This is a genomic window from Mycobacterium sp. TY814, assembly GCF_030755175.1.
Lineage (GTDB): Bacteria > Actinomycetota > Actinomycetes > Mycobacteriales > Mycobacteriaceae > Mycobacterium.
In genome coordinates this window covers 2,039,911-2,052,263 of the sequence record NZ_JAUFRY010000001.1, presented here as the reverse complement: position 1 = coordinate 2,052,263, position 12,353 = coordinate 2,039,911, and the positions used below count along the sequence as shown (strand labels likewise).

Sequence of the window (12,353 nt, the reverse complement as noted above, 5' to 3'; positions counted from 1 at the left end):
GAAATAGCGCAGGCGGACTAATGTCGCGATGGTGGAGTTCGAGCTCGACGACGAGCAGCGGGCGTGGCTGGCCGACGTGCGGCAGTTCCTGCAGGACAACGTCACCCCGGCGCTGCGTGCCGAGATGGCTGAGCATGACCTCGAATTTCAGGGTGGCGAGCTGACGGCATTCCGCCGCAAGATCGGCGAGCGCGGCTGGTTCGGACTGAGCTGGCCGCGCGAGTACGGCGGGCTGGGCCTGACCGCGATGCACCAGCACCTGTTGATGAGCGAGTTCGAGTACTGGGGTGTGCCGGGACCTGATCTCACGGTCACCTCGGTAGCGCCGATGATCATGCGGCACGGCACCGAGCAGAACAAGCAGGAGTTCCTGCCGCCCATCGCCCGGGGCGAATTGGTCTGCGCCGTCGGCTATTCCGAGCCGAACGCCGGCACCGACCTGGCCAGCCTGCGCACCCGGGCCGTTCGCGACGGTGACGAATGGGTTATCACGGGTTCCAAGATATGGAACAGCGGAGCGCAGCGCTGTACCCACGAATGGCTATGCGTACGAACCGATCCCGACGCAAAGCGGCACCGCGGGATCTCGGTGATCATGGTTCCGATCGACAGCCCGGGTGTCGATGTCCGACCGCTGTACGCCTGGTCGGGCTACCGCACCAACGAGACGTTCTTCCGCGACGTGCGGGTCCCCCTCGGCAACCTGATCGGAGAGGTGAACAAGGGCTGGACCTACATCACCGGGGCGCTGGATCTCGAACGGGGCGCCTTGACCAACGCGGGTGATCTGCGCCGAGCCTTGGACGACCTGGTGAAGCTGGCACACCAGCCGTGTCGCGACGGCTCGGTGCCGGCGCGCAAAGCCGGTATCCGTCGCCGCCTGGCGCAGGCGGAGGCAGATGTCGAAGCCGCCAAGCTGATGGGATACGAGGCGGCGTCCCTGCTCGACAGCGGACGCATCCCCTCGGTCGAGGTGAGCGTGGAGAAGATCTTCACCAGCGAACTGCGGCAGCGCATCGCGGATTTGGCGCTTGATCTGCTGGGCCCGGACGGGCTGCTGGCACACCGTAGTGTCCAGGCGCCGCTCGGCGGATTCTTCGAGCGTCTCTATCGGGTATCGCCATTGATGCGCTTCGGCGGCGGCACCAACGAGGTATTGCGGGATGTGATCGCCCAGCGCGGTTACGGCATGCCGTCCTACGGGCGGTGATCGGGTGCGACTACTCCCCGATCAGGATGAACGCGATCTGGCCGCGATGTGCCGGAGCCTGTTGGCCGCACAGAAACTCGACGGCGGGCATGTTCCGCCGAAGCTGTGGGACGATCTTGCCCGGGCCGGGCTGCTCGGGCTGGCGATCGGCGAGCAGTACGGCGGCTCGGGCGGGACGCTGAGCGATCTGGGCATCTTCTGCCTCGAGGCGGGCCGTGCGTTGTGCCCTGACGTTATTCACAGCACGTTGCGAGCCGCGTTGGCCATCGACTGGCTGGGTGGGCCGGGTGCGCGGGCGGCCTGGCTGCCGCGCCTGACCCGAGGAAGCTCGCGCGCCACGACCGCGCTGTGGAACCCGCGCGACGCGTCCATACTGGGTTCGCCGTTGCGCGCCGCCGCCGATGCGGCCGGCCGGTGGCGGTTGTCCGGGATGGCCGACTTCGTCGCCGCCGCCGACCAGGCCGACCTGATCATCGTTGCGGCGGAAACCGATTCCGCGACCGGTGTTTTCGTGATGGACCTGACGACGACCGGGGTCGCTGTCGAAGCGCTGCCGATGGCAGGAGGCCACCGAGCCGGGACGGTCACGTTCGACGAGGTGCCGGTCGACGACGACAACCGTGTTCTGGGCGTCGATATCTGCCGCACCGCATTGCGTCGGGTCGCCAATGCCGCTGTGGCACTGCTATCCCTGGATCTAGTCGGGGTGGGTGAGGCGGTGGTGCAGCGCACCGTCGACTACACCACGATGCGCGAGCAATTCGGCCGGCCGATTGCGTCGTTCCAGGCGGCGCAACACCTGGTGGCCGATATGCGCATCGCGCTCTCGGCGGCCAGGCTGAGTGCGCAGTCTGCGGTGTTCTGGATCGGTCGCGGTCGCACCGGCACCCGGGAAACCGCGATCGCCAGAATGCACGCCGCCGCGGTCAGGCAGATCACCCTCGACGCGCATCAGCTGCACGGTGGGATGGGATATGTCGTCGACACCGACCTGCACCTGTTCTCCGAGCGGGCCAGGGTCCTGTCGACCTGGGGTGGTGGGGCCGACGTGGCCGCCAAATGGCTTGAGGGTGAAATGAATCGGGAAGGGGACGATGGACAGTCTGATTGACCCGGAGTCCGCCGCGCGAGTCGGCACCGTAGTGGCGACCGCGACCGGCGAGGTGAACAGGCGGGACTGGCAACGCTGGGCCGCCGCGGTTGACGATCACAACCCCCTGTGGTTCGACACCGACTACGCGCGCGCGCACGGGTACCGCGACATAGTCTGTCCGCCGTTGTTTCTGCAATACGCCATCCTTGGCGTGAGCGCGCTCGGTGAATTGCGCCCGGACGGGTCGTCCGGCGCGGTGACCGGCAGCCTGGCGTTTCCGCGGGCACCCCGGCGGATGGCAGGCGGCGAAAGCACCACCTTCCACGGGCCGGCCTACCACCGCGACGAGATCGAGATGGTCCGCACCATCGATTCGATGGTGGAGAAGGAGGGGCGCTCAGGGAGATTCGTGTTGGTGACCTGGCGCGGCGAATACCACAACCAGCACCGGGAACTCATCGCCGAGTCCACCATGTCGATGATCGCCAGGCCCGCATGACCGGGCAGGTGTACGTCGACGATGTCGAAACCGGTTTTCCAGTACCGGTGCTGGCCGTCACCGTCACCGAGACGCAGATGTTCTTCTTCAGCGCCGCGACATACAACGGACATCGCATCCACTACGACAAGGATTGGGCCCGCGACGTTGAAGGCTACGACAATGTGCTTGTGCAAGGTCCCTTGCAGGCGGCGCTGTTGTCACGGGCACTCACCGACTGGATCGGCGGAGCAGGGCGGCTGGTGTCGTTCTCGGTGCAGAATCGCGCGATCGCCTATCCCGGCCAGGAACTGCGTTTCGGCGGTGTGGTCACCGGGAAGCGGGATCAGCTGGTGGATCTGGACATCTTCTGCCGGCGCGGCGACGACGTGTTGATGCCGGGCACCGCGACGGTGTCGCTGCCGTACAGGCCCACCCCGTGACCGGACTGCGCGGCGAGGCCGCCATCATCGGCATCGCCGAGCTGCCGGCCGAGAAGCGGCAGAGCGGACCGCCCTCGTTCACCCTCGATCAGTACGCACGACTGGCAAAGCTGGTGATCGAGGACGCCGGTGTGAAACCCGACGTGGTGAATGGTTTGTCGTGCCACGGGATTGCGGAGTCCGACATGTTCGCACCGGCCACGCTGTCGGAATATCTCGGCATTCCACTGGATTTCGGCGATCGCGTCGATCTGGGCGGCGCCACCGCCGCAGGCATGGTGTGGCGCTCCGCTGCAGCGGTCGAAATCGGCATCTGTGACGCGGTTCTGGCGGTGGTACCGGGGTCACAGGAGATTCCGCGGTCCCACACCCGGGCTGCCCGCACCCTGGGCTGGTACGGGGCGTCCAGCAACAACTACGGCTCACCGCAGGCCGAGTTCGAGATCCCCTACGGCAACGTCGGCCAGAACGCACCGTATGCGCAGATCGCGCAGCGTTACGCCGCCGAATACGGTTACGAAGCATCCGCGTTGGCGAAAATTGCGGTCGATCAGCGGACCAACGCCTGTGCCCATCCGTCGGCGGTGTTCCACGGTAAACCGATCACCGTCGACGACGTGCTGAACAGTCCGGTGATCGCCGATCCGATCCACATGCTGGAAACCGTGATGCGGGTTCAGGGCGGCGCCGGGGTGCTCATCGCCAATGCCGACATCGCCCGCACGGCCCGCCACCGGCCCGTCTGGATCAAGGGTTTCGGGGAGCACATCCGATTCAAAACGCCCACCTACGCCGACGACCTACTGCGCACACCGATCGCCCGCGCGGCCGAAAAGGCCTTTGCGATGGCCGGTCTCGGACGCGGCGACGTCGACGTCGCATCGATCTACGACTGTTACACGATCACCGTGCTGATGACACTCGAGGACGCCGGATTCTGCGGCAAAGGGGAGGGCATGAGGTGGTTGACCGAGCATGACCTCACCTTCGGCGGCGACTTCCCGCTCAATACCGCCGGCGGGCAACTGTCCTACGGTCAGGCCGGCATGGCCGGCGGTATGCACCATGTGGTCGACGGGGCCCGCCAGATCATGGGCAGGGCCGCTGCGGCGCAAGTGCACGACTGCAACGCCGCCTTCGTGACCGGCAATGGCGGGATCATGAGTGAACAGGTGGCGCTGGTGCTGGGGGGTGACTGACATGACCGAGCCGCGCCCGCTGCCCGAGGCGACACCGGTTTCCCAGCCGTTCTGGGATGCATTGCGCGAACACCGTATTCGCATCCAATATTCACCGTCGTCGGACAGATACGTCTTCTACCCGCGCACGCTGGCGCCCGGTACCCTCGCCGACGATCTGGAGTGGCGCGACATCGACGGCGCCGGAACGCTGTACACCTACACCGTGGCGCGCCGGCCGACCGGCCCGCCGTGGGCGGATCGTCTGCCGCAGTTGCTCGCGGTGGTGCAGTGGGATGCCGGACCGCGCGTCAGTACCGAGCTGGTCGATGTCGAGCCCGGGCAGATCCGGGTCGGGATGCGGGTGGCGCCGGTGTTCCACGATGTACCCGGTCAGCCGGTGACGTTGCTGTACTACACCAAAGAGGCTGACAGGTAATGCCGTTCGAAACCATCCAGCAACTGCTGCGTTCCCGCACCGACGATGACAGCGTCGCGGTCGCGTATGGCGACCGGCGCTGGACCTGGCGTGAGCACCTTGCCGAGGCATCCGCGGAGGCGTCCTTTCTGCTCGGCGTGATGGCAACCGACCGTCCCCTGCATGTCGGTGCGCTGCTCGGCAACTCTCCGGCGATGCTGCGGTCCATGGCGGCGGCGGCACTGGGCGGCTATGTGTTGTGCGGCGTCAACACCACCCGGCGCGGAGCGGGCCTGGCCACCGACGTCGGCAGGGCCGACTGCCAACTTCTGCTCGTCGACTCCGAACACCGCGGTCTGCTCGACGGTCTCAAGCTCACCGGACTGCCAGTGATCGATGTCGACAGCGCCAGTTATGCGGATGGTGTGGCAGCGGCGCACCCTCTGACGCCCGTTGAGGTGAGCGGTGCCGATCCGGTGGTGATCATCTTCACCTCCGGCACCAGCGGTGATCCCAAGGCCGTCCGGTTCGCGCACGCCATGGGGGTCATGTGCGGTGCGAGCCTGGTCGAGCGGTTCGAGCTTTCCGCGGCAGATGTGTGCTACCTGGCGATGCCGCTGTTCCACTCCAACGGGGTCGCGGCGGGGTGGGCGGTGGCCATCTCCTGCGGCGCGACGATGGTGCCGGCCAAATTCTCGCCGTCACGGTTTCTCGCTGACATCCGCCGACACGGAGTGACGTACATGAATTACGTCGGCAAACCGTTGGCCTTGATACTGGCCACCCCCGAGCAGCCCGACGATGCCGACAACCCCTTGCGCGCGGCGTTCGGGAACGAGGCCACCGAACACGATCTGGACAGGTTCGCCCGACGTTTCGGCTGCCGGGTGGTGGACAGCTTCGGCTCCAGCGAGTTCGCCGTCGTCGTGATGCGCGAGGACGGCACGCCTGCGGGCTCGATCGGCAGGGGATATCCCGGGGTCAGCGTGTACCACTCGGACACCGTGACCGAATGCGCGCCAGCCGTTTTCGATCGGCACGGTGCGCTCGTCAACTTTGACGAGGCCGTTGGTGAACTCGTGAACACCTTCGGTGCCGGTGGATTCACCGGCTACTACAACGATCCCGAAGCCACCGATGAGCGGATGCGCCACGGCATGTACTGGTCGGGCGATCTGGCCTACCGCGATGCCGATGGCTGGATCTATCTGGCGGGGCGCACTGCGGACTGGATGCGGGTCGACGGCGAGAACATGGCGGCGGGCCCCATCGAGCGGGTGCTGCAACGGTTGCCGGAGATCAACCACGTCGCCGTGTATGCGGTGCCGGACGAGCGTGTCGGCGACCAGGTGATGGCGGCGGTCGTGCTGAACGACGGGGCGACGGTGACCCCAGGGCAGTTCCGCGATTTCCTCGCGTCGCAGGCCGACTTGTCGCCGAAAGCATGGCCCAGGTACGTGCGGATCACCGCGGCACTTCCGCGGACCGCCACCAACAAGGTCCTCAAGCGGGAACTCATCGCCGAGGGCCCCCGGGCAGGGGATGGTGTGCTGTGGGCGCGGGCGGACAGAGGGCGGGATTATCGCGTTGCACCCGAGTGACCCGGGCCGGTGAACCGGCGGCAGGTTGAGGTACTTGCTGGTACTGGGCAAGATGGGGGTGACCCGTGAAGGTGGCGTAGGTAATGGATTCTCTTGACTTTGACAGCTGCGACCTGGGCGAAACGGAAGACTTCCTGGTGCGCAACTACACCGAAATGCGCATCGGGGCCACCGGCGACAACCGCCGCGCCCGCATTCAGCGGCGATGGTCGGGCCCGGTCACCTTCGACGAGCTGTCGTTCAGTTACGACATGAGCTACGACGCCGACCCGCTGGGGAAGATCCTGCTGTGCCGGGTGCACTCGGGGCGGATCGAGGAGAACTTCATCGGCGAACCGCAGGATGTGTTCGCCCCCGGCGACCTGACGCTGTTCTCCCCGCCCGAACTGCCCTATTCCGGGCAGGTCTGTCAGGCCGACTACGACCTCACCGGATTCCATCCGGCGTTGCTGGATCGCGCCGCAAGCAGTGCCCCCGGCGCCCACAGTGCGCCGGTGCGGTTGACGGGTCATCGGCCGGTCACGGCCGCGGCCGGCCGGCGGCTGAGCGCCCTGATCGACTATCTGCGGGATCACGTCCTGTCCGACCCGGAAGCCTGCACGTCGCCGTTGGTCACCGGCACCGTTGCGGCTCACTTGGCGGCCGCTGTACTGGCCGCCCTTCCGAGCAACGCCCTGCTCGAGCCCACTCCCACCGATCGCCGCGACGCCGCCAAGCCGGTACTGCTGCGACGGGCCATCGCGTTCATCGAGGAGAACGCGCACAGGGAGATCATGCTGAGCGATATCGCCGAACATGTCTACGTGACGCCGCGGACCCTGCAATACATGTTCCGGCAACGCCTGGACTGCACGCCCATGGACTACCTGCGCAAGGTGCGGTTGCACCGTGCTCACCACGACTTGCTGCGCGCCGCCCGCGAGTCGACCACCGTGACGCAGATCGCCAATCGGTGGGGTTTCGCCCACATCGGCCGGTTCGCCGCCTACTACCGGGAGATCTACGGACGCTCGCCACACGACACGTTGCGCCACTGACGGTCACCCGGCCCGTCACCGGCGCGCCCGAGCCGAATCAGTTTCTCGGCGATGTGCACGAGTTTGGTGTTGGACTCCTGAGACAACCGGCGCAGCATCGCGAAGGCGCCCACGGCGTTGATATCGAAGCGCTCCATGAGGATGCCCTTGGCCTGACCGATCACGTCCCGGCTGGCCAGCGCCGCGCGAAAGTGCTGCCGACTGCGGATCGCGTTCCACGCCACGCTGGTGTGCGCCCCATAGATCAGTCCCAGCTGAACGGATTCCTCGGTGAAGGCGTAGCGAGATTCGGCGTACACGCTGAACGCGGGCGGTGCGGCTTCCTCGGTGAACAGCGGGAACGAGATCATCGAGCGGATACCGGTGCGTTCCAGTGCCACGTCGCGATAGCGCGGCCAGCGCTGATCAGCGGCCAGGTCGTCGATGCAGATGGTGCGGCGCCCCCATGCCGCCGACAGGCACGGACCCTCGCCGACCTCACGCTGCACGGTGTCCGACAACGCGGCATCGCGATGACTGGCGATCAACGTGCGAACCGCCCCGCAGCCGTCGAAGGCAGTGACCCCGAGGTACCGAGCACCCGGCACCGCCGCGACCGTGATCGCGATGATGTCGCGCAGCACCCTCCCGAAATCCACCTCGCGGCTGCGCTGCAACTCGTCGACTTTCCGCAGCACCGCGTAGATGCTCTGACGTTCGGTCGACAGAGTCTGTTCAGGTTGTTCCGATAACCGCGAGCCGACGTCGTGGCCCCTCACGATCCCCTCCAGAGCTCGGTGGCTGCATCCGGGTTGACTATCCCAGCCCACCAATCGGCCCGACAAGCCGCGTGCCCCCTGCGGGTGACGCCATGCGAGACCCCGGATCAGCACGGAAACGTTGTCACACCGAGCTTTTCGTGCACGAGGCCGGTCAGCCGGTCCCCGGACGCTTTTCGCGGAGAGGATTTCTGCCTGCGGCTCACTTTTCGCATTTCGGCCGCCCGCCGTCCCCGCCCTGATAGTCGACCGGCCAATGCTTGATGCCGGTGATGAACGGTGAGCGCAGGCGCTCGGGATCTCCGGCGGGGGCCAGGTCGGGCATCGTATCGGCGATCGCGTTGAACATCAGGTCGATCGTCATGCGTGCGAGGTTGGCGCCGATGCAGTAGTGCGCTCCGGTGCCACCGAAACCGACGTGTGGGTTCGGGCTGCGCAGGATGTTGAACGTGAAGGGGTCGTCGAAGACGTCTTCGTCGAAGTTGGCTGACCGGTAGAACATCACCAGTCGCTGGCCCTTCTTGATGGCGACTCCACCAAGTTCGGTGTCCGCCAGGGCAGTTCGCTGAAACGCGGTGATGGGAGTGGCCCAGCGGATGATCTCGTCGGCGGTGGTGGCGGGGCGTTGGGCTTTGAACAGCTCCCACTGCTCCGGGAAGTCGGTGAACGCCATCATGCCCTGGGTGATCGAATTTCGCGTCGTCTCGTTTCCGGCGATGGCGAGGGTGACCACGAACATTCCGAATTCGGCCTCGGTGAGCCGGTGGCCGTCGGCGTCGGCCCGGATCAGCGTCGTGACGATGTCGTCAGCGGGCTCTGACGCCCTGCGTTCGGCCAATTGCATGGCGTACCACATCATTTCGGCTGCCGAGGTCAGTGAATCATGGTCGGCGAACTCCGGATCGTCGGCGCCGATCATCTGATTCGACCAGTCGAAGAGCTTGTCGCGGTCCTCGGCCGGCACCCCGAGTAATCCGGCGATCGCCTGCAGCGGCAGCTCGCAGGCCACCTGCCGCACGAAATCACCCGATCGCTCGGCGGCGGCGCGAGTCGCGATCTGACGGGCACGCTCGGCCAGGTCGGCCCGCAACCGTTCGACAGCGCGCGGCGTGAACCCGCGCGCGATGATCTTGCGCAGCCGGCTGTGCTCGGGGTCGTCCATCATGATCATCGATGTCCGGCCGAGTTCGATCTGCGCTTGCGCCACCTCTGGCGGGTAGCGCGGCACCACGGACTTCTCGGCCGACGAGAAGATATCGCTGCGCAGCGAGACTTCGCGAACGTCGCGGTGCTTGCTCACCACCCAGTAGCCGCCGTCGCCGAAGCCGCCCTGATCGATCGGCTGCTCATTCCACCAGATCGGTGCTGTGGCGCGCAGCTCCGCGAATTCCTCAACCGGCAATCGGTGCGCGTAGATGTCGGGGTCGGTGAAATCGAATCCCGGCGGCAGGTTTGGGGCGGCCATCGCGTGGCTCCTTCGCAGCTCCTCGGAGGAGGGGTACTGCGATGGTATCGACGCTGTCGTCGCCCGGCGCAAGAGTTTCGCAAGAAATCCGCGAACATCGGACAAGCCGGCCGCGGCAGTCTGAGCGGCATGAAGATTCCGGCGATAGTGATTGCGGGGCTGGCCGCCTGTGCGTTGCTGACGGCGAGTCCCGCGCAGGCGGACGCGCAGTCCGACGTGCAGGAGCTGCAACGGCAGACCTCTGAACTGCACGCGAACTGGGACAACCTGTCCCAGGCGCAGCGCAGTCAGCAGTTGGCGCAGCTGCAGCGGCAGGCGACCATCGTGCAGGGCGAGGTGGACAATCTGCCCCCGGAGCAACGGCCCGAGATACAGGCCAGGCTCACACAGGTGACCTTTGAGCTGGCCGACATCCTCCGCAAGGTGTGGCCGTACTGAGATCAGTTACGTTGTGGCGCGGGCATCTTGAGCCCCGCATCGTTGTCGAGGTGGGTTGCGGCGGCGACGATGGCGCGATCGATTTGACGCAGCGGATGAAGCACTGAGGGGTGTCGTTGCGTGTCGGGCGCGGGCGCCGCCAGGTTGAAGGTGCTGTCATGTTGGCGGGCCAGCGCCTCGGCGGCGTCTAGGGCGTCGGCCGCTGAGACGACGGACTCGGCGTGTGCGCCGTCCAGCGTCGCGACCAGCGAGTCGATGTTGTGCCTGATCTGATCGGCGGCCGCCGTGACCGCGCCGGCCAGTTCCTGCGGACAGTCCGGGTTGCGGTACTGCTCGCTGCGCCGGGCCAGAATGCGGGCGTAGCGGTCGCAAGCGCGGAACAACCGGAGCCGGCGCTGGATGCTGCGCCGGCCGGCGAACCCCGCGACGCCGGCCAGCAACGGCTTGGCAGTGGCCCGGACCTGTTGCAGCTTACGGTCGAGTTGGCGCGCCTGCTCGGTCGGACTTTCCGGTAGGTCGTGATCGAACATGGTCGCAATGGAGGTCGCGATCAAAGCGGACAGTTCGGCCAGGAAGTCGCGGGTGTCCTTGCGCAGCACCGTCCCGATGTTGGTGGGCAACACCAGAATTGCGACAGCACAACCGATCACGGCGCCGATGGCGGTCTCCTCGATCCGCACCAGCAGCACGCCGAAGCTGAACTGGCCGAGCAGCCCGTACAACAGCGCGAGCATCGTGGTGATCCAGAAGGCCATCAGGCTCTGAGTCAGCTGCATGAAATAGAAGGCACAGAACAAACAGACGAAGATCATGACCAGCGAGGCGGTGCGGTCACCGGAGACGAGCGTGGCCACCAGGATGCCGCACGGCACGCCCAACACGGTGCCCAGCAGTCGCTGCCAGCCTTTGGTGAGGGTATCTCCCCAGGTAGTGGTACCGGCGAACACCACGAACGCGGCGATCACCGCCCAGTACCAACGCGCCGGTGACACCAGGTCGCCGGTGATGATTGCCAGCGCCGCCGCGACGGAGGCCTGGATGGCCTGCCTGGTCGTCGGGAGCAATTCATGCGGGGACTCTTCGGAATCGGGGTCGGTCTCGGTTTCGGCAGCGGCCTCCTCGGGTTCCCGCGTCGTGTCGTCGTCGGCACCCGCGTGCTCCATCTGTTCCCGCACCTCGGCGGTCGCTGTCGCCGCGGAGACAATCGCCAGGGCAAGGCGGCGTACCGCGGCGTGCGGGAAGTCGCAGGGTGGTTCGGGCTGACGATCCAGGATGTCTTGCGCCTGGTTCGCCGCCCGGGCCAGGCCGGCGGGATCGGGTACCCCGATGGCCAGGGCGAGCTGGTTGAGTGCGACGGCCAGTTCGCCTCGGATCGCTGCCGGGATTGCCGCTTCCTCCGACGCCGCGCGGATACCGGCGATCGCGACCCATTCGACAGCGAGTTCGGCGTCATACAGCCACGGAGCCAACTGATCACCGTTGTGTCCGAGCCATAACGCGGCAGGGTTGGCCTTGTCCTCGATCTGGTCCTGCACCATCAGGGCCGTCTCGTTGAGTCGGGCGATGCGCACGCGCAGTCGCCGGTGGCGCCGCTCCTCGAGGCGCCCGTTACGCACGACGTCGGCCGTGGTGTCAACCACGATCGCCATCCGTGCCCGTAGCGAGCGAATAGTGGCCCGCAGCACGCGTTCTGGACGGTCGGGCAGTACGTAGGTGGTCATGACGAAGGTGCACAGGGTGCCCACCAGAACGGCCAGGATCATCCACGGCAACTCGTGCACACCCGCCCGCAGGAAGAGATTGAAAAAGTAGGCCATGAACGCGACCATTCCGAGAGCCCGGCCGCGGGCCCCGAATCTCCGGACGTACACCGCGACGAACACGACGATCACGAAGACGACGTCGCTGACCCATTGATAGGGGGTCAGCAGGGCCGCGGCAGTGATGGACAGCGCCGCCGGCACCGGTAACAACGCCATCGTGATCCGCTGTTGGCGTGGGTCAGGCTCGTTGACCGATCGTGCCGCGATCATGGTGATCACGGCGCCCAGCAGGGCGACGGTCAACGGCTGGTGGGCCGCGCGGGTCAGCACCGACATCACCAGCAGGGAGCAGGCCAGCGCGATTGTGGTGCGGGTGGCCAGTCGTAGCCGCAACAGGCCCGGGTCGGAGCCGATGGTCCACGTCCGTGCCCACTGGTAGCGCTCGGTCATCGACGCGGGAAGGATGGCGGT

General features: G+C 66.5%; 12 protein-coding genes. 9 read left to right on the top strand and 3 right to left on the bottom strand.

What is annotated here, in order from left to right; genetic code table 11:
• The first annotated feature begins 31 nt into the window (after window positions 1–31).
• The 8 genes from QXH22_RS09020 (at window position 32) to QXH22_RS08985 (ending at window position 7,458) form a co-directional block, all read left to right on the top strand.
• Window positions 32–1,210: an acyl-CoA dehydrogenase family protein gene (locus tag QXH22_RS09020; RefSeq protein ID WP_306275403.1), complete on the top strand. Its 1,179-nt coding sequence runs from the start codon at window positions 32–34 to the stop codon at window positions 1,208–1,210.
• A 4-nt stretch (window positions 1,211–1,214) separates the two neighbouring features.
• Window positions 1,215–2,321: an acyl-CoA dehydrogenase family protein gene (locus QXH22_RS09015; RefSeq protein WP_306275402.1), complete on the top strand. Its 1,107-nt coding sequence runs from the start codon at window positions 1,215–1,217 to the stop codon at window positions 2,319–2,321.
• Window positions 2,305–2,802 (top strand): MaoC family dehydratase N-terminal domain-containing protein, encoded by a 498-nt coding sequence (locus QXH22_RS09010; RefSeq protein ID WP_306275401.1) that lies wholly within the window; start codon window positions 2,305–2,307, stop codon window positions 2,800–2,802. Before QXH22_RS09015 ends, QXH22_RS09010 begins: the two co-directional genes overlap by 17 nt.
• On the top strand, window positions 2,799–3,224 hold the full coding sequence (locus QXH22_RS09005; RefSeq protein ID WP_306275400.1) for a MaoC/PaaZ C-terminal domain-containing protein: 426 nt from the start codon (window positions 2,799–2,801) through the stop codon (window positions 3,222–3,224). Before QXH22_RS09010 ends, QXH22_RS09005 begins: the two co-directional genes overlap by 4 nt.
• Window positions 3,221–4,423, top strand: a complete 1,203-nt coding sequence (locus QXH22_RS09000) for a thiolase family protein (protein ID WP_306275399.1) — start codon at window positions 3,221–3,223, stop codon at window positions 4,421–4,423. Before QXH22_RS09005 ends, QXH22_RS09000 begins: the two co-directional genes overlap by 4 nt.
• Before the next feature lies 1 nt (window position 4,424).
• On the top strand, window positions 4,425–4,841 hold the full coding sequence (locus QXH22_RS08995) for a Zn-ribbon domain-containing OB-fold protein (RefSeq protein ID WP_306242366.1): 417 nt from the start codon (window positions 4,425–4,427) through the stop codon (window positions 4,839–4,841).
• Window positions 4,841–6,421, top strand: a complete 1,581-nt coding sequence (fadD1, locus tag QXH22_RS08990; RefSeq protein ID WP_306242364.1) for a fatty-acid--CoA ligase FadD1 — start codon at window positions 4,841–4,843, stop codon at window positions 6,419–6,421. Before QXH22_RS08995 ends, fadD1 begins: the two co-directional genes overlap by 1 nt.
• Before the next feature lie 83 nt (window positions 6,422–6,504).
• The gene (locus QXH22_RS08985; protein WP_306275398.1) at window positions 6,505–7,458 is read left to right on the top strand and encodes an AraC family transcriptional regulator; all 954 of its coding nucleotides are present in this window, start codon (window positions 6,505–6,507) and stop codon (window positions 7,456–7,458) included.
• On the opposite strand, the gene QXH22_RS08980 is transcribed toward QXH22_RS08985, so the two are convergent.
• Together QXH22_RS08980 and QXH22_RS08975 are read right to left on the bottom strand one after the other, a co-directional pair.
• On the bottom strand, window positions 7,422–8,216 hold the full coding sequence (locus QXH22_RS08980) for a GAF and ANTAR domain-containing protein (RefSeq protein WP_306275397.1): 795 nt from the start codon (window positions 8,214–8,216) through the stop codon (window positions 7,422–7,424). The genes QXH22_RS08985 and QXH22_RS08980 overlap by 37 nt on opposite strands.
• 202 nt (window positions 8,217–8,418) lie before the next feature.
• Entirely contained in the window at window positions 8,419–9,681 is a 1,263-nt protein-coding gene (locus tag QXH22_RS08975; RefSeq protein ID WP_306242359.1) for a cytochrome P450, read from the bottom strand.
• A 129-nt stretch (window positions 9,682–9,810) separates the two neighbouring features.
• On the opposite strand from QXH22_RS08975, the gene QXH22_RS08970 reads away from it, so the two are divergent.
• A complete protein-coding gene (locus tag QXH22_RS08970) occupies window positions 9,811–10,119 on the top strand; it encodes a hypothetical protein (protein ID WP_306242357.1) in 309 nt (102 codons plus the stop codon).
• A 2-nt stretch (window positions 10,120–10,121) separates the two neighbouring features.
• Here the strand turns inward: QXH22_RS08970 and QXH22_RS08965 are convergent, their stop codons facing one another.
• The gene (locus QXH22_RS08965; RefSeq protein ID WP_306276002.1) at window positions 10,122–12,332 is read right to left on the bottom strand and encodes an FUSC family protein; all 2,211 of its coding nucleotides are present in this window, start codon (window positions 12,330–12,332) and stop codon (window positions 10,122–10,124) included.
• Window positions 12,333–12,353: the final 21 nt, after the last annotated feature.

What these genes read in the sequence shown, in the direction of transcription:
- QXH22_RS08975 (WP_306242359.1), bottom strand. Translation starts at nt 9,681, where the DNA reads ATGGCCGCCCCAAACCTGCCGCCGGGATTCGATTTCACCGACCCCGAC.
- QXH22_RS08995 (WP_306242366.1), top strand. Translation starts at nt 4,425, where the DNA reads ATGACCGAGCCGCGCCCGCTGCCCGAGGCGACACCGGTTTCCCAGCCG.
- QXH22_RS08970 (WP_306242357.1), top strand. Translation starts at nt 9,811, where the DNA reads ATGAAGATTCCGGCGATAGTGATTGCGGGGCTGGCCGCCTGTGCGTTG.
- QXH22_RS08965 (WP_306276002.1), bottom strand. Translation starts at nt 12,332, where the DNA reads ATGACCGAGCGCTACCAGTGGGCACGGACGTGGACCATCGGCTCCGAC.
- QXH22_RS09010 (WP_306275401.1), top strand. Translation starts at nt 2,305, where the DNA reads ATGGACAGTCTGATTGACCCGGAGTCCGCCGCGCGAGTCGGCACCGTA.
- QXH22_RS08985 (WP_306275398.1), top strand. Translation starts at nt 6,505, where the DNA reads ATGGATTCTCTTGACTTTGACAGCTGCGACCTGGGCGAAACGGAAGAC.
- fadD1 (WP_306242364.1), top strand. Translation starts at nt 4,841, where the DNA reads ATGCCGTTCGAAACCATCCAGCAACTGCTGCGTTCCCGCACCGACGAT.
- QXH22_RS09005 (WP_306275400.1), top strand. Translation starts at nt 2,799, where the DNA reads ATGACCGGGCAGGTGTACGTCGACGATGTCGAAACCGGTTTTCCAGTA.